This is a genomic window from Sinorhizobium chiapasense (assembly GCF_036488675.1).
Taxonomy (GTDB): Bacteria; Pseudomonadota; Alphaproteobacteria; order Rhizobiales; family Rhizobiaceae; genus Sinorhizobium; species Sinorhizobium chiapasense.
On the sequence record NZ_CP133148.1, the window covers coordinates 3142379 to 3164130 of the forward strand.

21 protein-coding genes and 1 tRNA gene are annotated in these 21752 nt (G+C 61.7%); 11 read left to right on the forward strand and 11 right to left on the reverse strand.

Annotated elements, in window-relative coordinates; translation table 11 throughout:
- Positions 1 to 9 precede the first annotated feature (9 nt).
- Positions 10 to 2937, reverse strand: a complete 2928-nt coding sequence (locus RB548_RS15195) for an aminotransferase (RefSeq protein WP_331372102.1) — start codon at positions 2935 to 2937, stop codon at positions 10 to 12.
- A 31-nt stretch (positions 2938 to 2968) separates the two neighbouring features.
- Positions 2969 to 3712, reverse strand: coding sequence for a histidine utilization repressor (gene hutC, locus RB548_RS15200; protein ID WP_331372103.1), 744 nt, complete (start codon positions 3710 to 3712; stop codon positions 2969 to 2971).
- Positions 3713 to 3844: 132 nt separating this feature from the next.
- Here hutC and hutF point away from each other — a divergent pair, with 132 nt between their 5' ends.
- The 3 genes from hutF to RB548_RS15215 all read left to right on the forward strand — a co-directional run bounded on the left by hutF (position 3845) and on the right by RB548_RS15215 (position 6777).
- Complete coding sequence (gene hutF, locus RB548_RS15205; RefSeq protein WP_331372104.1) at positions 3845 to 5221, forward strand: formimidoylglutamate deiminase; 1377 nt, start codon at positions 3845 to 3847, stop codon at positions 5219 to 5221.
- A 210-nt stretch (positions 5222 to 5431) separates the two neighbouring features.
- Positions 5432 to 6016 carry a HutD/Ves family protein gene (locus RB548_RS15210; RefSeq protein ID WP_331372105.1) on the forward strand — a complete coding sequence of 195 codons (585 nt, stop codon included), beginning with the start codon at positions 5432 to 5434 and terminating at the stop codon, positions 6014 to 6016.
- A 455-nt stretch (positions 6017 to 6471) separates the two neighbouring features.
- The gene (locus tag RB548_RS15215) at positions 6472 to 6777 is read left to right on the forward strand and encodes a hypothetical protein (RefSeq protein WP_331372106.1); all 306 of its coding nucleotides are present in this window, start codon (positions 6472 to 6474) and stop codon (positions 6775 to 6777) included.
- On the opposite strand, the gene RB548_RS15220 is transcribed toward RB548_RS15215, so the two are convergent.
- The gene (locus RB548_RS15220) at positions 6767 to 6892 is read right to left on the reverse strand and encodes a hypothetical protein (RefSeq protein ID WP_331372107.1); all 126 of its coding nucleotides are present in this window, start codon (positions 6890 to 6892) and stop codon (positions 6767 to 6769) included. The genes RB548_RS15215 and RB548_RS15220 overlap by 11 nt on opposite strands.
- A gap of 649 nt (positions 6893 to 7541) precedes the next feature.
- Between RB548_RS15220 and RB548_RS15225 the strand changes: the two genes are divergently transcribed.
- On the forward strand, positions 7542 to 8591 hold the full coding sequence (locus RB548_RS15225; RefSeq protein ID WP_331372108.1) for a hypothetical protein: 1050 nt from the start codon (positions 7542 to 7544) through the stop codon (positions 8589 to 8591).
- A gap of 3 nt (positions 8592 to 8594) precedes the next feature.
- A complete protein-coding gene (locus tag RB548_RS15230; protein ID WP_331372109.1) occupies positions 8595 to 9755 on the forward strand; it encodes an acyltransferase family protein in 1161 nt (386 codons plus the stop codon).
- Positions 9756 to 9986: 231 nt separating this feature from the next.
- Here the strand turns inward: RB548_RS15230 and RB548_RS15235 are convergent.
- From RB548_RS15235 to RB548_RS15245, 3 genes are all read right to left on the reverse strand, one after another.
- Positions 9987 to 10063: transfer RNA gene (locus RB548_RS15235), tRNA-Met, on the reverse strand.
- A gap of 135 nt (positions 10064 to 10198) precedes the next feature.
- Entirely contained in the window at positions 10199 to 11395 is a 1197-nt protein-coding gene (gene mnmA, locus RB548_RS15240; RefSeq protein ID WP_331372110.1) for a tRNA 2-thiouridine(34) synthase MnmA, read from the reverse strand.
- 182 nt (positions 11396 to 11577) lie between these two features.
- Positions 11578 to 12324 (reverse strand): helix-turn-helix transcriptional regulator, encoded by a 747-nt coding sequence (locus RB548_RS15245; protein ID WP_331372111.1) that lies wholly within the window; start codon positions 12322 to 12324, stop codon positions 11578 to 11580.
- A gap of 479 nt (positions 12325 to 12803) precedes the next feature.
- Here RB548_RS15245 and sciP point away from each other — a divergent pair, with 479 nt between their 5' ends.
- Together sciP and RB548_RS15255 are read left to right on the forward strand one after the other, a co-directional pair.
- Entirely contained in the window at positions 12804 to 13079 is a 276-nt protein-coding gene (gene sciP / locus RB548_RS15250) for a CtrA inhibitor SciP (RefSeq protein WP_003527546.1), read from the forward strand.
- A gap of 163 nt (positions 13080 to 13242) precedes the next feature.
- Entirely contained in the window at positions 13243 to 13524 is a 282-nt protein-coding gene (locus RB548_RS15255; protein WP_331372112.1) for a GNAT family N-acetyltransferase, read from the forward strand.
- Between the two features lie 291 nt (positions 13525 to 13815).
- Here the strand turns inward: RB548_RS15255 and RB548_RS15260 are convergent, their stop codons facing one another.
- Positions 13816 to 14166: a flagellar export protein FliJ gene (locus RB548_RS15260; RefSeq protein ID WP_331372113.1), complete on the reverse strand. Its 351-nt coding sequence runs from the start codon at positions 14164 to 14166 to the stop codon at positions 13816 to 13818.
- 442 nt (positions 14167 to 14608) lie between these two features.
- On the opposite strand from RB548_RS15260, the gene ctrA reads away from it, so the two are divergent.
- On the forward strand, positions 14609 to 15310 hold the full coding sequence (ctrA, locus tag RB548_RS15265; protein WP_136508054.1) for a response regulator transcription factor CtrA: 702 nt from the start codon (positions 14609 to 14611) through the stop codon (positions 15308 to 15310).
- A gap of 345 nt (positions 15311 to 15655) precedes the next feature.
- Here ctrA and RB548_RS15270 read toward each other — a convergent pair whose 3' ends face one another.
- The gene (locus tag RB548_RS15270) at positions 15656 to 16018 is read right to left on the reverse strand and encodes a response regulator (protein ID WP_153436523.1); all 363 of its coding nucleotides are present in this window, start codon (positions 16016 to 16018) and stop codon (positions 15656 to 15658) included.
- A gap of 261 nt (positions 16019 to 16279) precedes the next feature.
- Positions 16280 to 16927, reverse strand: a complete 648-nt coding sequence (gene chpT, locus RB548_RS15275) for a histidine phosphotransferase ChpT (protein WP_331372114.1) — start codon at positions 16925 to 16927, stop codon at positions 16280 to 16282.
- Between the two features lie 353 nt (positions 16928 to 17280).
- Between chpT and RB548_RS15280 the strand changes: the two genes are divergently transcribed.
- Both RB548_RS15280 and RB548_RS15285 read left to right on the forward strand, forming a co-directional pair.
- A complete protein-coding gene (locus RB548_RS15280; RefSeq protein WP_331372115.1) occupies positions 17281 to 17868 on the forward strand; it encodes a DUF1134 domain-containing protein in 588 nt (195 codons plus the stop codon).
- Positions 17869 to 18088: 220 nt separating this feature from the next.
- Positions 18089 to 19246, forward strand: a complete 1158-nt coding sequence (locus RB548_RS15285; protein ID WP_331372116.1) for a coiled-coil domain-containing protein — start codon at positions 18089 to 18091, stop codon at positions 19244 to 19246.
- Between the two features lie 66 nt (positions 19247 to 19312).
- Here the strand turns inward: RB548_RS15285 and RB548_RS15290 are convergent, their stop codons facing one another.
- Together RB548_RS15290 and RB548_RS15295 are read right to left on the reverse strand one after the other, a co-directional pair.
- Positions 19313 to 20143: a TrmH family RNA methyltransferase gene (locus RB548_RS15290; protein WP_331372117.1), complete on the reverse strand. Its 831-nt coding sequence runs from the start codon at positions 20141 to 20143 to the stop codon at positions 19313 to 19315.
- A 10-nt stretch (positions 20144 to 20153) separates the two neighbouring features.
- Entirely contained in the window at positions 20154 to 20537 is a 384-nt protein-coding gene (locus tag RB548_RS15295; protein WP_331372118.1) for a hypothetical protein, read from the reverse strand.
- A gap of 29 nt (positions 20538 to 20566) precedes the next feature.
- Between RB548_RS15295 and RB548_RS15300 the strand changes: the two genes are divergently transcribed.
- On the forward strand, positions 20567 to 21595 hold the full coding sequence (locus RB548_RS15300) for an RluA family pseudouridine synthase (RefSeq protein WP_331372119.1): 1029 nt from the start codon (positions 20567 to 20569) through the stop codon (positions 21593 to 21595).
- The last annotated feature ends 157 nt before the right edge of the window (positions 21596 to 21752 follow it).

Sequence of the window (21752 nt, forward strand, 5' to 3'; positions counted from 1 at the left end):
GGGTCTCGTTCACCAGCCCTCTTCCAGCACCCGCTCCAGCATCTCGGCAAAGAAGTCGGCGCTCTCGCGGCTGAGGCAGAGCGGCGGCTTGATCTTCAATACATTCAGGTGATCGCCGGTCGGCTGCATGATGACGCCGAGTTCAAGGAGACGGTTACAGATCGCCGCCGTCTCCTGGGTCGCAGGTTCCAGCGTTTCGCGGTCGCGGACGAACTCGACGCCGAGATAAAGCCCCATGCCGTGGACCGCGCCGACGATCGGAAAGCGCTCGCCAAGTGCCTGCAGCCGCACCTTGAGGTGGTCGCCGACCGTGCGGGCATTCTCCTGCAGCGCCTCGTCATGGAGAATGTCGAGCACGGTGAGGCCGACGACGGAGCTCACCGGACTGCCGCCGGCGGACGAGAAGAAGTAGCCTTCCTTCTCCAGTGCCTCGGCGATCTCGCGCCGCGTGATGACTGCGCCGAGCGGGTGGCCGTTGCCCATTCCCTTGGCGACCGTGATGATGTCCGGAACGACGCCCTGCTCTTCGAACCCCCAGAAGTGATGGCCGAGGCGGCCGTAACCCACCTGTATTTCATCGGCGATGCAGACGCCGCCTCTTGCCCTGACCATGGCGTAGACGGCCTTGAGATAACCGGGCGGCAGCGGGATGCCGCCGGCGTTTCCATAGACCGCCTCGCAGATGAAGCCTGCAAGGCCCTCCCGGCGCTCGTCGAGTTCCTCCAGTTTCTCGGTAACGGCGCGAACATAGTCGTCGGTCGAGCCTTCTCCGCGAAAAGGTCCGCGATAGGTGTTCGGGGAAAGCACCGGATGCACCCAGTCGGGTCGCGTCGTCAGCGCTTGCGGGTTGTCGGCGATCGAAGTCGAGACCGCATCACTCGCGACCGTCCAGCCGTGATAGGCTTCGAGCAGCGAGAGGACGTGACGCGCGCCGGAATAGGCCCAGGCGACGCGGATCGCGAGGTCGTTCGCTTCCGATCCGCTGTTGACGAGAAAGACCGTGTCCAGCCCTCCCGGAGCAAGCCCGGCGAGCCGCTCCGAAAACTCTGCCACGGATGCATAGTGGAAGCGCGAATTGGTGTTAAGCAGCGACCATTGGCGCCCAACCGCTGCCGAAAGGCGCGGATGGCCGTGGCCTACGATCGTGACGTTGTTGACCATGTCGAGATAGGCGCGGCCCTCGACATCGAAGAGATGTTCCTTCCAGCCCCGCTCGATCTGCGGCGGTTGCAGGTAATAACTTTTCTGGAGCGGCGCGAAATGGCGTTGCCGGCGCCGAAGCAGCTCGCCCGCTGCCGGTAAGGGCGCGTCACAATCGAAACCGAGCATTTGGGCAGGTGACGGGCAGAGCGCCCGCCAAGCTTCCGCCTGGCTCGCTGTCGCAAAGGGCGGGGGGTCGATGTCCGCTTCCGTCAAGAGTTGCACGCGGATGAAGCGCAGCGCTGACGGATCTCCGGGAACGGCGCCGATCGGCGCTCCGGTTTCGATCGCGCCTTCGGCGGCGTCGACCGGTTCAACGCCGTGCAGATGGAGATGCAGTCCATCGCTCGACAGAACCAGTCTTTCGCCGCGCCGCCCGAGGTGCCCCGCAAACGGCGCATGGACGGCCGTTTGTCCCTGCACGCAGAGATCGACGTGCAGAGCGAAGGTCGCGGGCGACCTTGCCTGGAGAAGCCGTGTTTCGGTCAACCGGAATTCGCCGTGGCGCGTGGCGGAAGCGCCGGCCGCCCGAGCCGCCGACTGCAAGAGCAGCGCTTCGGTGTCGTCATAATGCCAGCGGTCGGCCGGAAGGTGAGCCCCAAGGAGCGAAAGATCGACGATACCGACGCGGGTTGGCTCGATATCCGGCAGCAGTCGGCCGGCCGTCAACGGCACGGTCACTGCCGCCCCCTTCCCTACAGCCTGGCGGATCGCCTGCTCCATCAGGCCGAAAGGCACGGAGAGCGCGACATCGAGGATTTCACGCTCGTGAGCAGCATTTCCACGCACATAGGCGTTGTCGGGATCGATCTCCAACTGCTGTTCCGTACTTGCGACCAGAATGCCCGCTCGTGCCACGATGAGCGGCCAGAGAGCCTTCAGCTCGACATCCGTCAGTGGGCACGCCGCATTGAACGCCTGGACAGCCGGCAGGATGAAGAAGGGGTCGCCGTCCGCGTGGTGAAGCAGCGACGCACAGGTGACAGCGAGCTCGGCGACAAGCCACCCTTTGAGGACGTCACCGAAGTCGATCACGCCCTCGGGCACAAGCCTGCCGCCTGGCTCCATCCGGCACACGACGTTGTCGTCGGTGACGTCCTGATGGATCGCCTGGACCCGCAGTTCGGGCATGAGCGGCTGCACGCGCCGCATGGCGGCGACCATCGCCTCGGCGACGCGCTTGCGCAAGTCCACGTCGGCCATGGTCTGCAGCAGTTGTAGAGCGACCGGTCCCGCCCGCTGCAGGTCCCACTGCACTTCGCGCTCGAGTCCGGGATGATCGAACTCCTTAAGCGCCGAAGCCAGCCGTCCGGCGAGATCGCCGAGCTCGGCGACCGTTTGCGCCGGAAGATGCTTGCGGCGGGTCAAAGGCGCGCCATCGAGATAGGTGAGCAGCCGGAACTGATAGGACACGTCCCGTACGGTGGCGACGACAATCTCCTCGCCATCCAGCGCCGAAACGACGGTCGGCACCTTCGGAGCGCCCGGCGCGGGGCCAAGATGATGCAGCGCTGCATTCTGCGCCTCAAGTTCGGCCCGCGTATATTCCATCCGGCAGATTTTCAGGACGAAACGGCCGTCATCCGTATCCACGCGGTAGTTTCGATCCTGCTGGCTGCCGAGCTCGGTCAGCGCGCCGGAAAGGTCGTACTCATCCGACAAAATGCGTTTCGTCTCCTCGGCGGACACATCCGGTCGTGCGAGTTGCGTGCGGACCTTGAGCGTTTCTCCGTCCATCCTTCCATTCCCGTCTATTCGCGGGACCGCCTCACTGCGAGACGCCCTCAAGGCGATAGCGCGTGCCCGGATAAAGCAGCCGGGCGGTCGTCACGCTCGCCGTTTCCGACCAGGTCCGGCGGCGGATCATCAGGCACGGTTCGTTGCGGCCGATCGCGAGAAGCTTGCATTCCCACGGCTTGGGCAACACAGCCTCGACGATCTGCTCGGTGCGGGTGATCGGCGCCACCAGGGTCAGATAGGCGTTTGGGGTCATGGCGCTAAAATCCTGCGCCACGTAGTTAGGGCAGACCGCCGGGTTGACGAACCGATCCTCGATCTGGATCGGTACCTCGTCCTCGCAGTGGACCATGATCGAATGGAACACCCTTGCGCCGGTCGGAAGCCCGAGCGCATCGCCGATCTCGGGACTCGCCGGCTCCTCCTGCAAAAGGTTGAGCCGGGAGATGTGCCGATGACCACGCGCCCGGATTTCGTCCGCGATGTTGCGGACCTCAAGCAGCGCTGTGCTGCCCTTATTGGCCGCGACAAAGGAACCGACCCCCTGCACCCGGGTGATCGCGCCCTCGCTCGCAAGCTCGCGCAGGGCCCTGTTCGCAGTCATTCGGCTGACGCCGAGATCCGCGACGATATCGTTTTCCGACGGAATCCGGTGATTGGCGGGCCACTCGCCGCTCTCGATCCGGCTGCGAATGAACTGCTTGACCGCTTCGTAGCGCGGCACTGGCCCTGGCGCGAAGGTCGCCATGTCATTCGTCCACCCCGGTGCCGTCATCACCTACTCCCATCTAATGCCCATGAAGGCAGAGACCACCTCGGCAACGACTCTTTTCGTCGATTTTGGCCTTGCGCGCCACCATAAAATATCTATAGTTCCATATACAACCACGTACAGGAAAAACGCGGCATGGCAACTTTTCCCGTCCATCGGCTCTTCGCAGAGCGTGCTCTTCTTCCAGGCGGTTGGGCCGAAAACGTGGCCATCGCCCTTGACGCCAAGGGCAGCATCGCATCGGTCACGCCCGGCCAGTCCATTGCGGATGGCGATCAGCGACTTTCAGGCCCGGTGGTTCCGGCGATTGCCAACCTTCACTCCCACGCGTTTCAGCGCGCCATGGCCGGCCTCGCCGAAGTGGCGGGCACGGGAGACGACAGCTTCTGGACCTGGCGCGAGGAAATGTACCGCACTGTCAGCCTCGTAGACCCTGACGATGTCGAGGCCATCGCGGCCAAGCTTTACATGGAGATGCTGAAGGGCGGCTTCGGCCGCGTGGTCGAGTTCCACTATCTTCATCATCAGGCAGACGGCAGCCCTTATGCCGATCCGGCCGAAATGTCGCTCCGGATATTGAGCGCGGCTGAGGCGACGGGCATCGGCCTGACCCATCTGCCCGTCTTCTATGCCCATGCCAATTTCGGCGGCGTGGCGCCCAATTCCGGCCAACGTCCGTTCCTGCACGATCCGGATCGCTTTCTCGCCCTTCTCGATCGCCTCGTTCCCGCCTGTGCGAGCGCCGGCGCCGAGCTCGGCTATGCCATCCATTCACTGCGCGCTGCGACGCCGGACGAGATGCGGGCAATTCTTGGCGCGGCCCCGGTCACCGGTCCCATTCACATTCACGTTGCCGAGCAGACGCGGGAAGTCGAAGACTGCCTTGCCTGGAGCGGCCGGCGGCCGGTCGAATGGCTGCTTGACGAGATGCCCGTCGATGCGCGCTGGTGCGCCATTCACGCGACGCACATGACGGCCGAGGAAACGAAGCGGCTGGCTCGCTCGGGGGCGGTTGCCGGCCTCTGCCCTGCGACCGAGGCCAATCTCGGCGACGGCATCTTTCCCGCAGTCGACTTCATCGCCGAGAGCGGCCGCGTCGGCATCGGCACCGACAGCCATGTCGCCACCAGCATCGCGGAAGAACTACGGCTGCTCGAATACGGCCAGCGGCTGCGCGATCGCCGCCGCAACCGGCTCGCCGCCGGTCCCGGCGCGTCCGTCGGTCGATCGATCTTCGAGGCTGCGCTTGCCGGCGGGGCGCAAGCCGCCGGCCTCGACGCACCCGGCATCAAAGCCGGCGCGCGCACGGATCTCGTCGTCCTCGACGGCGCCAATCCCTATATCGCCGCCGCCACTGGCAACCAGATTCTCGACCGCTGGCTCTTCGCGCTCGGTGGCGAGACCGTCCGCGATGTCATGGTCGCAGGCCAATGGAAGATCCGCAACGGACGCCATGATCGGCAGGACGACATCGACCGCGCCTTCGCACGGGTTCTGACGAAGCTGAAATAGTCGTCGAAGCGACGATCAAGGGCCGACGACCGACGATTGCAGGCCGTGCACAATGGAACACCGGGTGATATTCTGTGCAATCTGGCTAACGGTCTTTGTCGCGCCTGTTTGGCGCCGGCCCTGTTTCGCGATGCAGTCTGGACCCATGCCGACGACAAAGCCTGCGAATGACGTCGACCGGATGCGCAATCTGATGCAAGGAGCTACGCCATGAAGATCCTGCGCTCGAACGAATACCGGCGCATGCCGTGGAAGAACGGCGGCGGCGAGACCGTGGAAATTGCCGTCTCTCCGGAACGCGCGTCGTTTTCCGATTTCGACTGGCGCATCAGCATGGCGACGGTCGCGAGCGACGGCTCTTTCTCCAGCTTCCCCGGCATCGACCGCACGCTCTCGATCCTCGAAGGCGCCGGCATGACGCTCGCAATCGAAGGCCGGCCGCCGAAGCTTCTGACGGTCGCCGATCCGCCGCTCTCCTTCCCCGCCGAGGCGCCGACATCGGCAACGCTTCGTGACGGCCCGGTGATCGACCTTAATGTCATGACGCGGCGCGGTGTGCTGAAGCACCGCGTGCGGCGGCTTCACGTCGAGGGCTCGCAATCGCTCGAATCCCACGCCCGGGAACTCATCGTCTTCTGCCACCGCGGAAGCGTCACGCTGGCGACGGAAGGCGTGACCGCGACGCTTCACGCGCTCGACGCGGCGATCCTCGTCCAGCCACTTCCTCTCACCCTGACGGCGGACATCGCCTCCGGACTCTTCCTCGTCGAGATCGTGCCCGGCGGCGCGGCGTGAGGTCCAGCGGGGCGATCTCGCAGTCCCGCGGTCGACGACATGCCCTCGGGCGCTGCGGCCTGCCTCGTGAAGCCGATCTGCTGCATGATTCCTTAAATCTGAATCGATTTAAGGACATGCAGCAATTCAAAATGCTGCAGCGACCTTTGCGGGTCCGATTGGACGCGCGGCGCTGTAGTGCACGGCAATTTCAGCGGCGATCCAATCCGCAGCGGGTATTGCCACTTGACCGCGACCGGCACGCTCGCCTGACCGCCCATACTCCCTTTTGGCGGGCGCCCTAATTCTTGACTGCAACCCGGGCTGTGAGAGCCTACTGCATGATTCCTCAAATCGGAATCGATTTGAGGACAAAATCATGCAGCGATTCAAAGTGCTACAGCGACCGTTTGCGCGTCTCAGAAGACGCGCGGCGCTGTGGGACGTCTCGGTTGCAGTCGAGGAACGGTGCTACGATGCCTCAACAAGACAAAAAACGTCGTGCCGCCCAGATCCCCTCCGGTAGTTGGCCGCCACGCATGATGGCTGAAATGGCGGCCGGTTACGTTGGCGAGAAGCACGTCGAGGACTTCCTCGAACGTATTGGAAAAGCTTACCCGCAGCCGCGCGTAGTTGAAGGCCCCAGGCGCAAATTCTGGTACAGGGAAGATCTGGACAAGGCCATGAACATGGCACTGCCGAGCTCGCCGCGGCTGGCCGAAAAATTCCAGGCAAAAATAGTGGAACGGAGAGCCGCGCGGCGAGCCCGCGTCAAAGCTTGATGATTCCAGCGACCCAATATTCCACCCGATCCTGGAGGGCGTTGCCTTGCGCTTTCGCTTCGCTCCAGGCCGCGCGGCGATACCGGCCGTCGGTCGCGATCTGATCGATCGCCAAGAGGCCACATAATCCAACAATGAGGAGTAGCAAGCCGCGCATTCTGGAATCTTAGTGCTAAATGATTTAGCAAATTCTAAATTTTATCGAGCAAATGCAGCGGATCGCCGAACCGGCTTTATTTGCAGAGGCGTACCGGAATCGCGGAATCGGACCTTCCTCTCTCTCCACTCCATGGATAGCGTCGCACGGTAGTTTCCACTGGAGCTACATCTTTCCCCCGCATCCCTTGAAGGCAACGGGATGCGAAACTTGCCCCGCCATCGCGCGGGGCTTTTTCTTCCGCGCACCGTCGTTAGCCCTCGCATGAACAACACTTACACGTTCGGTCGGACGCGCAGGAACAGCGCCGAACAAGCGCTTCCACCCGAGAGTATCGTTCAGATCAGGACAGACGAGGCAAACTGACGTCTCAAAAGACGGGACTACAGCGCCGTGCGTCTTTTTAGACGCACAAAGGTCGCTGTAGCACTTTGAATCACTGCATGTATCCTTAAATCGTATTCGATTTAAGGATACATGCAGTAGCGCAAAGGCTTCATTGTTCGCGAGAGCTTAACCTTGAAAGCACGGGAGCCGTGGACCGTGGGGCGAGAGTCCGATACCTGTATGCGCGAGGGGTTTTTCATAGGCGGGGGAATCAAGGATAATGTCCGACGTATCGATACCAGTCGCCCGCGCGAACTGGGCCTGGCTGCGCAATCCGCGCTTCGATCTCTCATTCATCGTTGGGATACCTGCATTCGCCATCCTCACCGGGCTTGTGACCGTGTGGCAGCCGCACCTCTTCTACCCGATCCTGATTTTCGACCTGTGGTTCCTCGGCTACCACCACGTGATTTCGACCTATACGCGGCTCTGCTTCGACCGAAAGAGCTTCTCGGAGCACTGGCCGCTCCTGGTCGTGTTTCTGCCCCTGGTCACCGCCGGAACGCTCGCAGCCGCCTATGCGTTGGGACTTTGGGTCATCGTCTCGATCTATTTCTATTGGCAATGGTTTCACTATACCCGCCAAAGCTGGGGTATCTCGCGCGCCTACCGGGGCAAGGAACGCACTGCTCTCTATGAGGACGGCTGGCTGGATCAGGCAATATTCTACGCCCTGCCGGTGCTTGGCATTCTCTATCGCTCGCATCAGGATCCCGGCACCTTCATCGGCCTTGAACTGCGGGTCGTCCCGGTCATGTCGGCAATGGTCGACGTCGCCGCCGCCGCGACCGCCGCCCTGCTGGCCTTCTGGACATATCGGCGCTTTCAGGCATGGCGGGAGGGTAGGCTTGCGGCGGCTCACACGCTCTACATGCTGACGCATTTCGCGATCTTCGTCGTCGGATACCTGGCGATCGCCGATATCACCTACGGCTGGCTGGTGATCAATATTTGGCACAACGCGCAGTACATCCTCTTTGTCTGGATGTTCAATACGCGCCGATTCAAGGACGGGATCGATCCCGAAGCACCGTTCCTCTCCTACATCAGCCAGCCGGGCAGGATTTGGCTCTACCTCGCTACCTGCGTCCTAATCACTGGCGCCATCTATTGGGGGGTGCTGCGCACCGTTGACTGGCTGTTCTTCGCGGGACTGTCGGCCACAATCGTGCTCTACCAGATCGTGAATTTTCACCATTACATTGTGGACTCGAGAATCTGGAAGGTTAGGAAGGAGCCGATCCGAAAGACCCTCGGCCTCCAGGATTAGGGGATGCAGGCTTACGCACGCAGCGGTGACAGCCAGAACAACCCCTGGCTCGATCTTGTCCGGGCATTGGCTATCTTGCTGGTGATGCTGCGCCACGGCGAACGCGCGCTGCACACAGAGACAGGCAGCCCACAAGGCTTCCTGCAGATGATCTTCATGAACGGCTGGATAGGCGTTGATCTGTTCTTCGTGCTCTCCGGCTACCTGATTGCGCGCCATCTCATCCGGGCAGGAATCGGCAGGGGCGAGTTTCGTTTAGGCCGCTATATCGCGATGCGCGCCCTCCGCATCTTCCCTGCTTACTACGCGGTCCTGCTGTTGACCGCAGCCGGCGCATTCCCGCTCGTCCAGGTCTCAACTGACGCGCTGGGCCTGCGTGTTGCCTATCATCTGCTCTTCCTCCAGGACTACCTGCCATCGGACATCAACGTTGTCTTCTGGTCTCTCGGCGTGGAAGAGAAGTTCTACGTCCTGGCGCCGCTGCTGATCCTTACTCTTCTCCACTGCCGGAACGTACACAGCCGCCTGGCCGTGCTGTTGTCGCTTTTCGCGCTCCCGATAGCACTTCGGGCGGCGATCTTCCTTCCAGCAGCACGCGTGTTCGATTACCCGGAATTCTGGAGGATCTTCAGAAGCCCCTTCCACATGGCGCTGGAGGGCCTCATAGTCGGGGTTGGCATCGCGCTGGCAGAGCACGCGGGCCTTGTGCGGCGCGCGCGGGTCGCCGGGCTGGCGGTGCTGGCGTGCTCGATCCTGGCGCTCACCATCTGGACCGGTTCGCACGAATTTATGGCGGAGATCGGCCTGGCTGATGCCGTCTTCCAGCCGCCGCTGATAGCTTTTCTTGCGGGGATGGTCACGCTTGGCGGCGTGCTACTCGCCGGAACACCGATGCCGTTCTCTGCTCCGGTGCAACTGGTGGCGCGCCTCAGCTACAGCCTCTACCTCATCCACTATCCGCTGCTTCCCATGGCGGTAGCCGTCGCTCTCCCGTACGGGTCGGGGGCCTTCTGGATCTTCTTTTTTGCCGTGAGCCTGCTCGGTGGGGGTATCCTCCATCTCGCCATTGAGAGACCGTTCCTGCGTTGGAAGGATCGGCTCGCCCACAAGCGCAGCCCGACGGGTGAACCGGCCATCGACAGACCTGCGAAAGCGGCAGGCTGATTGTCGCCGGCTTCCGGCTGCGGGGGAACGCGGGATAAAGTGGTCGTTGATCGGCCGTCAAATGGGATCTGAGAACGCTTTGAAACGAGATCCGGATGGTGGCTTTTGAAGCCGGTCCCTGGGCGCGTTTTTGACAAATAAGCCGGAAAACTCATTTTTCCGATTTTCGCTGTCAAAATTCCGGAAACTCGCGGCGCGCTACAGCCAATGCTGAAAAACTGGGGGGAAGCATGGTAGCGGAGGAGGGATTCGAACCCCCGACACAAGGATTATGATTCCTCTGCTCTAACCTACTGAGCTACTCCGCCGCCGGTGCCGTGGAAGCTTCCTTCAGGAAGCCCGTCTCGGCTGGACGGGCGGCTTATAAGGTGCTGTTCCGGCTAGTGTCAAGCAAAGTCTGCGGGAAAATGTGAACTTTTCCTGACGTTCCTGATCACGCCTTCTCAAGCCGCCGCCGGCGCCTGCAAAAGCGCCTTGAGTGCCGCTTCCGCGCCGGGCTCGCGCTCGGATTTGCGGATGAAGCCGCCGCCATAGACGCGCGCGTCTTCGCCGGTGCCGGAATAGAGGGCGCAGGCCTGGCCGGGCGCCACGCCCGCCTCCCCTTCGGCAAGTTCGACATAAAGGCCCTCGGCGTCGCTTTTGAGGACCGCCGGCATCGGCTGGCGGGTGGAGCGCACCTTGGCGAAGCAGTCGAAGCCGCGGGCGGCGGCCCGCTCGAGCTCATCGTCACCCAGCCAGTTGACGTCGCGCAGATAGACACGGCGCGTCTCCAGCGCCTCCTTCGGGCCGACAATAACGCGGCGCGAGCGGGCGTCGAGATAGACGACATATAGCGGCTCGCCGGTGGCGACCCCGATGCCGCGCCGCTGGCCGATCGTATAGTGCAGGATGCCATCGTGACTGCCGAGCACCCGGCCGTCGAGATGGACGATCTCTCCGGCAAGGGACGCATTCGGCTTCAGCTTCGAAACAATGTCGCTGTATTTGCCCTGCGGCACGAAGCAGATGTCCTGGCTGTCGGCCTTCTTGGCGACGATCAGGCCCATGTCTTCGGCAAGCGCTCGCGTCTCGGCCTTGGAGAGTCCGCCCAAGGGGAAGCGCAGGTAGTCGATCTGTTCCTGCGTGGTCGCGAACAGGAAATAGCTCTGGTCGCGCTCGGCGTCCGTCGGCCGGTAGAGTGCGCGCTGCCCCGCATAACGCGGGTTCGGGCTCGGCCGGGAACGGATGTAGTGGCCAGTGGCAAGCGCATCGGCACCGAGTTCCTTCGCGGTCGCAAGCAGATCGGCGAACTTGACTGTCTGGTTGCAGGCAACGCAGGGGATCGGCGTCTCGCCGGCGATATAGCTTTCGGCGAAGGGATTGATCACCGTCTCGCGGAAGCGCGCCTCGTAATCGAGCACATAATGCGGAATGCCGAGCGTCTCGCAGACGCGCCGCGCGTCATCGATGTCCTGGCCGGCGCAGCAGGAACCGGCGCGATGGACCGCCGCACCATGATCATAGAGCTGCAGCGTGATGCCGAGTACGTCGTAGCCTTCGCGCTTGAGCAGCCCGGCCACGACGGAAGAATCGACGCCGCCGGACATGGCGACGACGACGCGCGTATTTTCAGGCTTGCGGTCAAAATCGAGACTGTTCACGGGATCCAATCCGGCATAGCGGCGCACGCGCCGATCGCTTGCGCCGCCCTGTTTCACGCTTTTGCCGTGGGCCTTCCGCAAAATGCGGCGCCGGCGGCATTTTCAAAGTTTTCTGTGCCGCGACATATAGAAACTTGTCCGCCTTGCGGCAAGGGCGGAGGTTTGGCGGCCGATCGACCCGGTCAGATCAGCTTCATCCGCATTGCACGGGCGATCGCCTGCATGCGGTTGACGGCATCGAGCTTGCGGGTCGCACTCTTGAAATAGCTGCTGACCGTATAGGCGGAAATGCCGAGGATGATGGCGATCTCGTCGCTGCTCTTGCCGGCCGCCGCCCAGCGCAGGCACTCTATCTCGCGGCCGGACAGTTTTTCACGCACCGTGCTCCCCGTATCAAAGGTGCGCTCGAGGCACTCGAAAAGCTGCACCAGCGTCAGATAGAGCATCGCGCATTCGGCGCCGACCGGCTCCTCCCGAGCGCCCGAAAGGATGACCACGAACGGCTCCCCGTAGGTCGTATGCAACAGCAAGGCAAAATGACGCGCCATGTCGGGATCGGCCTGGAGGTGGCGGACAGACTCGTCTCCTCCATCCGTGCGTGCCACGTCCAGAAGCTCGGCGCCGCCTGCGAGCGGCAGCTTCGTCTGGCGCAGGCGTTCGACAAGGACGCTCGCGTGAAAGGCGCCGGAGGCATCGTACTGGCGAACCAGCTCGGCCGGCCAATTGCTGAGCACCAGGCTTTCGGAAAACCGCTGCTGTTCGGCGAGCGGCAGCCGCGCGATCAGGAAGCGCTGAAAGCGATAGCGCGCGATCAATCTGCGCATCAGGTGCAGAAGCTCGTATTCCGTGCGCACCGATGCCGGATCGAACTCGAAAAACATGTCCTCGTCAGCCTCGCCCCGCAAGGCCGGTTCACTCGATTCCTTCATATCTTGTCACCACGTTGCCGGCGCGTTGGCCTGGCAGGAATGAATGCTCCCTTACACCCAGGTACAGTCTTCAACTACCGGCTGAAATACAACCAGCCCCGCTCCGCTGACCGTGCAAGCAACGCGGCTGACCAGCAAAATATGTTGTACCCAGGAGATATTTCCAGGAGCGTACATGCGGACGCTCGTTCTTTAGTTGGGCGCCTCGCTATCAAAAATTTTAGTTGAAGTGAAATGTGGTAATTGCATGGCTCCCATGTGAAATCCGCGCGAAACTTGGGTTTTCCACGCAGCGCGTAGCAAATGCGGAGTAATGGGATGATGCGCCCTGTTCTGATCTTCTGAACGCTCCGGAGCGCTACGGCAAGCTTCGAAGTGTCTCAAATTATGAGCAAATTGTTACCTGCTGCTTAGGCAAATGTTAAATGTGGCAGGCTAAGGTCGCGATCATATGGTCTTGAGTTTGTGTAGAGAGTCCCATGACCGAAATGATGCGACCACGCGTAAAGTATGTCATCGGCCCCGATGGCAGCCCTCTGACGATTGCGGATCTCCCGCCGGCGAACACCCGGCGCTGGGTTATCCGCCGGAAGGCTGAAGTCGTCGCCGCCGTGCGCGGTGGGCTTTTGAGCCTTGAAGAGGCATGCGAACGGTACACGCTGACCGTCGAGGAGTTCCTTTCCTGGCAATCCTCCATCAACGACCACGGTCTCGCCGGGCTGCGGACCACGCGCATCCAACAGTATCGCCACTGATTTCACCCGACAGGGCCATAGTTCGATACCGGCGGCTCGGGATCTGCCCGCAGCCGCCGGTGTCGTTTTGATCGCATGTCGCTTGGACTGCGCATGCGATTCCGATCTCGGAAAATATGCTGTAGCATCCCGGCCGACAGCAACAGATGCGGAGCGAAGCTCGATGGAAATCGTCCACGAGGAAATCAATGCGAAGGGCCGCTATTCGGCGACCGTGGAGGGCTATACCGGCGAGATGACCTATTCTCGGTCCTCGCCGCGCTTGATCATCATCGATCACACGCTGGTGCCGGATGAGTTGCGCGGCAAGGGTGTCGGGCAAGCGCTCGCAAAGCACGCGGTCGAGGAAGCACGTAACGGTGGCTGGAAGATTATTCCGCTCTGCCCCTTCATGCGCGCGCAGGCCATGCGCTATCCGGAGTGGCAGGACGTGATCCAGGCGTAAGCGGGCCTGCGCGAGCACAGCAGATTGCGAAAACGCGTTCTTCCGCCCCTGCTCCCTTTCCATTTCGACGAACGGCTCGTCCAGCCAACACCTCGACCCGCCTTGCGTCGGACATGTTACTGCCTGTTTCCTTAAATCGTAGCCGATTTAAGGGCAAAAACATGCAGCAATTCAAAGTGCTACAGCGTCATTTGTGCGTCTGAAAAGACGCACGACGCTGTAGGCGGGTTCGCTTCAGGTCGTAACAAGCTGCCTTCCGGTTAATCCGAAGGCCACAGCGCTGTCATCTGATCAGGCACGCATCCGGGCGCCCGCGTCTCGTTCTTCGAGCGCCGCCGCTTTCGCGTACTCGGCCTGAACCTCCTCGAGCGCAAGTTCGGCCGCATCCTGCTGCGCCTTCAGCTCGCGAATCGACACCTGGAGATTGTCGGCTCTTTGGCGGGCGGCTTTGGCGAAGGTGGGATAGGCAAAATGCGCGGGATCGGAAATCCCCGATTTCTTCTCTTCGAATATAATCTGACTTTCCAGATCCTTGGTCATTCGCTCGAACTCAGACATCATCATCTGAAGCTGGTTCAACTGACGCTGCTTTTCCCGGACCTGAAACTCCTTCAGGCGGACAAGGCTCTCACGTGCTTTCATACGCAATACTCCCGTGGATACCGAGACCCCGGTTACTGATCCTGACCCGTCGTGCCGGCCCCGTGGCGGCCGGAAACAAAAAATCGAAGCGACATTAACAAAGGCCTACCGCTGGTAACCTTTCGTTTACGGGCATCGTTAATCATAGGCGTGATGATTTAAGGCTCCGTAAATGCTGAAGCACGAAATGTGGCACTTCGCCATTAACGAGTCGGAAGAGTCAGATAACGGCGTTTCCTCATGTATCACATGAGAAGTGCCATTTGAGATTCACGTTTGGAATCAGGAGACTGCAAAAAATATTTAACAATCTCGATACACCTTGCCAGAGTGAATCAGAATTTGTTAACCATTTGATGGCAGCCTCCAAATCAGGCAACGACTGGATCCGTATCGCGTAAGGGGGCCACGACGACCTTGGGCGGCGGAAAAGGGGAAAATTATGCGGGTTCTACTGATCGAAGACGATAGCGCGACAGCTCAAAGCATCGAGCTGATGCTTAAGTCCGAGAGTTTCAACGTTTATACGACCGATCTCGGTGAAGAAGGCGTCGATCTCGGCAAGCTTTATGACTACGATATCATTCTGCTCGACCTGAACCTGCCGGACATGTCCGGTTATGAGGTCCTGAGGACGCTGCGCTTGTCGAAGGTGAAAACCCCGATTCTCATCCTGTCGGGCATGGCGGGCATCGAAGACAAGGTGCGCGGCCTCGGTTTCGGCGCCGACGACTACATGACCAAGCCGTTCCACAAGGACGAACTGGTCGCGCGCATCCACGCGATCGTCCGTCGCTCCAAGGGCCATGCCCAGTCGGTCATCTCGACCGGCGAGCTGATCGTCAACCTCGACGCCAAGACCGTGGAAGTCGGCGGCCAGCGCGTGCATCTGACCGGCAAGGAATATCAGATGCTGGAGCTCCTGTCGCTCCGCAAGGGCACGACGCTCACCAAGGAAATGTTCCTCAACCATCTCTATGGCGGCATGGACGAGCCGGAGCTGAAGATCATCGACGTCTTCATCTGCAAGCTGCGCAAGAAGCTCGCAAATGCCGCCGGCGGCGCCAACTATATCGAGACTGTCTGGGGGCGCGGCTATGTCCTGCGCGAGCCGGACGGCAACGACTACCTGGAAACGGCCTGATTTCAGTAGCCCCGCAGCCGAGACCCCGCATTTCCTCGTCCGACGACGGCTATCACCGGATCGAAGAACCCGCCCGCCTCTCGGGCGGGTTTTTCTTTGGGCCGACCTTCACGCGCGATGCAATGAAGAGGAACGACGACGCCACTGTTCCCTCGTCGGATCGACGTTGGGTATGCCGCAGGGCGCAGCAAAAAGGCCGCGGCATGCCGCGGCCCGTGCAGATCGTGATGCTCTACAGCGCCGCGCGTCTTATCAGACGCGCAAATGACGCTGTAGCACTTTGAAGTGCTGCATGTTTTATCCCTAAATCGGCTACGATTTAGGGAAGCATGCAGCAGAGGCCCGTCAGGCGGCCATCGACTGGCTGGCGAAAACGCTCGTCAGAATCTTGCGGTCGAAGGGCTTCAGCAGGAAGTCGTCGGCACCGGCGCGCTTGCCTGCCATCATCTTCTTCAGGTCCGCCTCGACAACGCAATAGTAGATGCGCACCGACGTGCCGTTCGGCAGGTGCCGGATATTGGCGATCAGATCGAGCGCGCCGTCCAGCGCCGCATCGACGATCAGAATGTTCGGCAACTCGGCTTCGCAGCGCACCAATGCATCAAGGCTGCTTGGCGCCTCGAGCACCAGGAATCCCATGCCCGAAAGGATGCGCTTTCCAACTTTCCTAACGGCCTCCGAGCCATCAGCAATCATCAAGCGCCGCATGTCCAAACTCCTTCACGCTCTACTTGCACGCGCACCCGTATCCATGAAACAAATCTTATACAGATTTGGCAAAGAAACCGTTACGGCGATTGCTTAATACTTTCTTTCGGCGGGAACGCGCGGAAGCCTGACGCGTCTCAATCGCACGAGAGACGAGTGCGGCCCCAGGGCCGCATATGAAAGACCCTCCGGCAGGCTGAAGCCGAAGGGTCGGTTGCGTGTCGATGTACATCGCCCGGCGATTGGGACGAAGAGGATGCCCTAGGCGGCCTCGGACTTCGCCGTGTACACGATCTCCTCGCCGGTCGAAACGACATCGATCGTCATTCCGGCCTCCTCGCCCAACAGGACGGTGTAGTAGGGCTGGATCGAATGCGCGTCGACAGCCTCTTCCGGGTTGCCGGAAAGCAGTTCCACAAGCTTCGGGTTGACCCGCATCAGCCGCCCCTTGGCGACAAGCGTGAAGGTCGCGTCGAATTCGGGGTTTTCGAGCGTGACATCGATCGAACCGCCGCGCGGGATCGAGCCATAGGCGATCAGGAAGAGATTGAGGAGAAGCTTGACTCGGTTCTTGGCGATGATCGCGCGCGGGCCGCTCCAATTGATCTCGGTCTTCTTTTCCGCTGCGGCGAAGTCCTTCGCCGCCTTTTCGGCTTCGCCCGTGTCGATCGACGCGCCAACCGATCCGGAGGCACCGAAGGCAAGACGCGCGAACTTCAGGCGGACGGAGGCGTTGAGCGCGCTGGTACGGATCAGGTCCATCGCGTCCGCATCTGCTCCCCCTTCGTCCAAGAGTTCGAGGCCGTTGTTGATGGCGCCGACCGGCGAGATGATGTCGTGGCAAACCCGGCTGCAGAGCAGTGCGGCCAGATCGGGTCCCGTCAGTGTCAGGTTCGGATTCTTTGCCATCATTCTTCCTTGTTCGCTATCCGTCTACCGGCGCCACCGCCGCACGTTCCTGCCCCGCAACCAAAGCTTCCGCACGACCATGGCACGGGCCATGAATCGCGCGGGCGCGGCCGGTAATCAATAGGCCATAATGACATCACATTTGGTAAACCGATTGTTAAGATGATCGGTTCAAATTGCTGGAGCATCCCGAATTCAGCTCGAATCGCTGGAGGATGCGCGGCCGGAACCAGTTTTCACACTTTCCGCACCCGCCCCTGGAAATGGACAAGACCCGCGCCGGATGCGCAACCGATGCAAATGCCGGCCATGACAGCCGGCGCAGGTCACTTTCGTGCCTGACGGAGGAAACGATGCAGCCGTTCATGAAGGCAACCACAGTGGTTGTCCGCGCTATCCTGACGATGATGCTGATAGCCGGCGCCATGTCTGCCGCCCACGCCCAGTCCCCGAACAACAGCCAGTACACGATGCAGGAAATCGTCGATGCCGGCCACAGCTTCTTCGGGGAGACCTCGGGCGGACTTGCCAAGGTCGTCGAGCGCGCCTTCGAGCGCTACGGCCTGCCGAATGGCTACATTCTCGGCCAGGAAGGCTCCGGCGCCTTCATCGCCGGTCTCACCTACGGCGAGGGCGAGCTCTATACGAAGAACGTAGGAAAGCACACGGTCTTCTGGCAGGGTCCCTCGCTCGGCCTCGATTGGGGCGGCCAAGGCAGCCGCGCCATGATGCTCGTCTACAACCTGCCCAGCGTTCCGGCACTTTACAAGCGCTTCGGCGGTGTTTCCGGCTCGGCTTACGTCGTCGCCGGCGTCGGCATGACCGTATTGACGGACGAGCAGGTTGTCGTCGTGCCGATCCGCACCGGCATCGGCGCAAGGCTCGGCCTTAACGTCGGCTACCTCAAGCTGACGCAGCAGCCGACGTGGAACCCCTTCTGAGGCGCTTCAAGCGGCGGCTTGTTCCAGGGCGCCGCTGATCGTGCCTCGACGAATATAACACCCCCCGTCTCACCGAAATTGGCGCGTCTGAAAAGGCGCGCTTTCCTGTTGCAGCACTTGCAGCATTCCAGCCATCATGTTTACTGCGGGAAAAGCACTGAGATGGCGCCCGGGCTTCGCAGCGGGCAGCGCATCCGGTCCAGATCGAAACGGCCAGCTCGTGATTGAATATGCGCTCCTCTTTGCCCTAGGCTTTCTGACGGCGGTTGTCATCGGCCTGATGATTGCCCCCGCCATTCAGAGGCGCATCGTGCGCTTTGCCGAGGATCGCCTCAAGGCGACCATGCCGCTCAGCCCGCAGGAAGTGCGCGCACAGAGGGATGCGGCCCGCGCCACTTATGCTGCCGAAAATGCCAAGGCCCAGCAAGCGCTCCGGCGCGAACGCGACAAGACCGTCACGCTGATGCTGCAAAACGAAAATACCCTCCGTGAGGCGCGCAGGCTTGCCGGAGAGAACGCCGATCTGCAGGCCCAATTGGCCGACATGAACGTGGAAGCCGCCGACATGCGTTCCACGGTCCGTCAACTCGAACAACGTATCGAGCACATGAAGTCTACGTTCGAGACCTCGGAAAAGGACAACGGTGCCAAGAGCGATACGATCCGCACGCTTAACGGCCAGATGGACAAACATGCGGCAGATATCGACAACCTCCGGATAGACCTCGCCGCACGCGAAACCGAGATCGAGCATCTGAAGAGCCGGGTTGCCGCGCTGCATGACGAGCGCCAGGCGCTGCGCGGCGATCTCAAGGCCGAGAATGCGCGCGCACGGGAGTTGGAATTGCGGCTCAGCCGCGACGAGAGCCGGATACGCCAGCTCGAAGCCGCGGTCGCGCGCGAGGCCGCCACCAATGCGGAGCGTGAAAAGGCACTGACGCGACGGGCGGAAGAGATCGAAAAATTAAAGGCGCGCGTGAGAGAGCTGAATCAGGAGATGCGCGAAGCGACGAAGGCCCTTCACGCGGCCGGCCTGGCCACTCCCAGAAAAGCCACCGCCGCGGGCACCGTGAACAGCAAGGGTGCCGAGCCACCTGCAAAGGCGATGCAAGAGCCTGACACGACCATGTTGTCTGAAGATCTGCGCAATCGCGCCACAGCGCTTTCGGAGCGCCTGATAAACACCAAGTCCGCCGCGCATGACGAGGCGCTGCGGCAGGAGATCGCCGATATCGCAGCGGGCATGATTGCGCTGACGGCAGCAGGCGAAGGCAAGGCGTCGCCGATCCGCGGCCTGCTCGCCGGCGAGGAGACAGGCCGCGCGCCAACCCGCAAGAGCCTCGCAAGCCGCGCCAAGGATATCCTGCCACCGGAGTGAGCGCGCTGGGAGCGGAAGCTCCCTCGCGGCGTCGTCAGCAGGCTTGATCGCCGGAAGGCACGTGCTTCAAAGCCGCGCGTTGATCAGTACAACCTGATGCAGTGCTATGCCGGCAGCCATGGCGACGTTCAGGCTGTCGAGGCCCGGCCGCTGGCGGATGCGCGCGGTGTGAATCGCAGACAGGATAGCCTCCGGCAGCCCTTCGCCTTCGGTGCCGACGAGAAGCGCCGTGCGTGGCGCCGGCGGAATGTCGCTGATGTCGACCGTGCCGCGCGGCGACAGCCCCCAGATCGCGAAACCGGCGGCCTGAAGTTGTTCAATCAGTGCAGCCCCCGTCCCTTCCCGTGCGAACGGCGTCGTCAGCACCGATCCGACCGACACCCGGATCGCCTTGCGGTACATCGGATCGCAGCTCGATGCATCGATCAGGACGGCATCGACGCCGAAGGCGGCCGCGTTGCGAAACAACGAGCCCATGTTGTCGTGGTTCGAAATCCCGCAGGCGGCGAGGACGAGGCTCTCTGCCGGAAGGCTGGCGATCAGCGAATCCCGATCCGGCGACGCATCACGCCGCCCCAGCGCCAGCACGCCGCGATGCATGTTGAAGCCGGCGATCGTGTCGAAAACCCGACCATCCGCCACGTAGACGGGAATATCGGCCGGAAACTCCGCAAGCAGCTCGGTCAAACCGGCAACGCGGCTCTCGAGCAACAGGATCGCCTCGGCGGCGATGCCACGGCGGGCGCGGTGAGCGGCAGCCAGCATGCGGAGCACGACCGTGCCCTCGGCGATGAAGCGACCCTGCCGCCCCGTGAGATCCCGCTCCTTGATCGCGACGAACCCGGCGATCCGGGCATCGGACGGATCATCGATGCGGATGAGGGAGGGCAGCGTCATGGCGATGCCGTCAATTGGTCCTGACGGTAATGTCGGCGACGATGCGTCCGGCAGGAATGTCGAACACGATCGCACGCGGCTCGGCGCCCGGCAGGCTGCCATAGAAAAGCACCTGCGACCCGGAGAGCGCGACATTGCTCACGGAAAAACCGGGCGGCAGCGCGGCGATCGCGCTTACCGGGGCGTCGCTCGGCACGCTCACGGCCACCGGCGCTGCCTCCGCGCCACCATTCGTTCGGGTCACCTTGTAGACAATCGTCCCGAGGACAGCCATAAGCATGACGAGCATCACGCCGGCCGAGACGAGCTGCAGGCGCACCATCTTGCGACGGACATTCTCCATCGCGGGATCAAGCGGCTTTTCTTCCTGTTCATCGGGCTCGATTGCAGTCATGGCTGGCTTTCTGTCGGAATTGAAACGGAATGAACGATCCCTTTAAACAAGCGGCCGGCAATAGGAAAGTCCTGAAAGCCAACGAGGACGCGGCTGGAAGGCTGGATGCCTTTCTGACGGCCGCGCTATCGGGCGAGTTTTCCCGCAATCGCATCAAGAGCCTGATCGAGAAGGGCGCCGTCTCGATCAACGGCAAGATGATCACCGAGCCGAAGCGGAAAGTGCATCCCGGCGACGTGTTCGAGATTGTCTTGCCTGAGCCCGAGGATCCCGAACCGAGGGGCGAGGCGATCCCCCTCGACGTGCTCTATGAGGACGATGACCTGATCGTCCTTGTGAAACCGGCCGGCCTGGTCGTGCACCCCGGTGCCGGTAACTGGACAGGCACGCTCGTCAACGCGCTTATCCACCATTGCGGCGACAGCCTCTCCGGCATCGGCGGCGTCAGGCGGCCGGGTATCGTTCACCGGCTCGACAAGGAAACGAGCGGCGTCATGGTCGTGGCAAAGAACGATGCCGCCCACCGTCACCTTTCGGACCAGTTTGCCGACCACGGGCGCACCGGGCCACTCGAGCGCGCCTATCAGGCGGTGGTCTGGGGACGTCCCCGGCAATTGAAGGGGACGATCAACGCCTCGCTGGGACGGGCCGGGGACCGCACGAAGCGGGCCGTCAAGCACGAGGAGAGCGACGACGCGCGCGAAGCCATCACCCACTATGAGGTGGTCGAGCGTTACCATGAAAAACCGGATGGCACCTGCCTCGCCTCGACCGTGACCTGTCACCTCGAAACGGGACGCACTCACCAGATCCGCGTCCACATGGCCCATATAGGCCACCCGCTGATCGGCGACCCTGAATATGGTGCAGCCTTCCGGACCAAAGCCAATCTGCTGCCCGAGCTGGCGAAAGCCGTGGTCAACCGCTTTCACCGGCAGGCGCTTCACGCCTTCATGCTGCAATTCGAGCACCCGACGACTGGCGAGACGATGCATTTCGAGGCACCCATGCCCGCGGACATGGAGACTCTGGTTGCGGCCTTGCGGGCGGAAGGGTGATCCTAAAGCGCCGCGCGTCTTATCAGACACGCATATGAAGTTGCAGCAGCCCTTGAATTCCCGGTTCCGGATTCCAATCTTATAGAAGCTTCAACCTGCGCCATTCCCTTCCCCGGTCTCACAACAGCGTGAAACCGGAGTCCTTGAATCATGCTTT

What these genes read in the sequence shown, in the direction of transcription:
- RB548_RS15195 (WP_331372102.1), bottom strand. Translation starts at nt 2,937, where the DNA reads ATGGACGGAGAAACGCTCAAGGTCCGCACGCAACTCGCACGACCGGAT.
- hutC (WP_331372103.1), bottom strand. Translation starts at nt 3,712, where the DNA reads ATGACGGCACCGGGGTGGACGAATGACATGGCGACCTTCGCGCCAGGG.
- hutF (WP_331372104.1), top strand. Translation starts at nt 3,845, where the DNA reads ATGGCAACTTTTCCCGTCCATCGGCTCTTCGCAGAGCGTGCTCTTCTT.
- RB548_RS15210 (WP_331372105.1), top strand. Translation starts at nt 5,432, where the DNA reads ATGAAGATCCTGCGCTCGAACGAATACCGGCGCATGCCGTGGAAGAAC.
- RB548_RS15215 (WP_331372106.1), top strand. Translation starts at nt 6,472, where the DNA reads ATGCCTCAACAAGACAAAAAACGTCGTGCCGCCCAGATCCCCTCCGGT.
- RB548_RS15225 (WP_331372108.1), top strand. Translation starts at nt 7,542, where the DNA reads ATGTCCGACGTATCGATACCAGTCGCCCGCGCGAACTGGGCCTGGCTG.
- RB548_RS15230 (WP_331372109.1), top strand. Translation starts at nt 8,595, where the DNA reads ATGCAGGCTTACGCACGCAGCGGTGACAGCCAGAACAACCCCTGGCTC.
- RB548_RS15245 (WP_331372111.1), bottom strand. Translation starts at nt 12,324, where the DNA reads ATGAAGGAATCGAGTGAACCGGCCTTGCGGGGCGAGGCTGACGAGGAC.
- sciP (WP_003527546.1), top strand. Translation starts at nt 12,804, where the DNA reads ATGACCGAAATGATGCGACCACGCGTAAAGTATGTCATCGGCCCCGAT.
- RB548_RS15255 (WP_331372112.1), top strand. Translation starts at nt 13,243, where the DNA reads ATGGAAATCGTCCACGAGGAAATCAATGCGAAGGGCCGCTATTCGGCG.
- RB548_RS15260 (WP_331372113.1), bottom strand. Translation starts at nt 14,166, where the DNA reads ATGAAAGCACGTGAGAGCCTTGTCCGCCTGAAGGAGTTTCAGGTCCGG.
- ctrA (WP_136508054.1), top strand. Translation starts at nt 14,609, where the DNA reads ATGCGGGTTCTACTGATCGAAGACGATAGCGCGACAGCTCAAAGCATC.
- RB548_RS15270 (WP_153436523.1), bottom strand. Translation starts at nt 16,018, where the DNA reads ATGCGGCGCTTGATGATTGCTGATGGCTCGGAGGCCGTTAGGAAAGTT.
- chpT (WP_331372114.1), bottom strand. Translation starts at nt 16,927, where the DNA reads ATGGCAAAGAATCCGAACCTGACACTGACGGGACCCGATCTGGCCGCA.
- RB548_RS15280 (WP_331372115.1), top strand. Translation starts at nt 17,281, where the DNA reads ATGCAGCCGTTCATGAAGGCAACCACAGTGGTTGTCCGCGCTATCCTG.
- RB548_RS15290 (WP_331372117.1), bottom strand. Translation starts at nt 20,143, where the DNA reads ATGACGCTGCCCTCCCTCATCCGCATCGATGATCCGTCCGATGCCCGG.
- RB548_RS15295 (WP_331372118.1), bottom strand. Translation starts at nt 20,537, where the DNA reads ATGACTGCAATCGAGCCCGATGAACAGGAAGAAAAGCCGCTTGATCCC.
- RB548_RS15300 (WP_331372119.1), top strand. Translation starts at nt 20,567, where the DNA reads ATGAACGATCCCTTTAAACAAGCGGCCGGCAATAGGAAAGTCCTGAAA.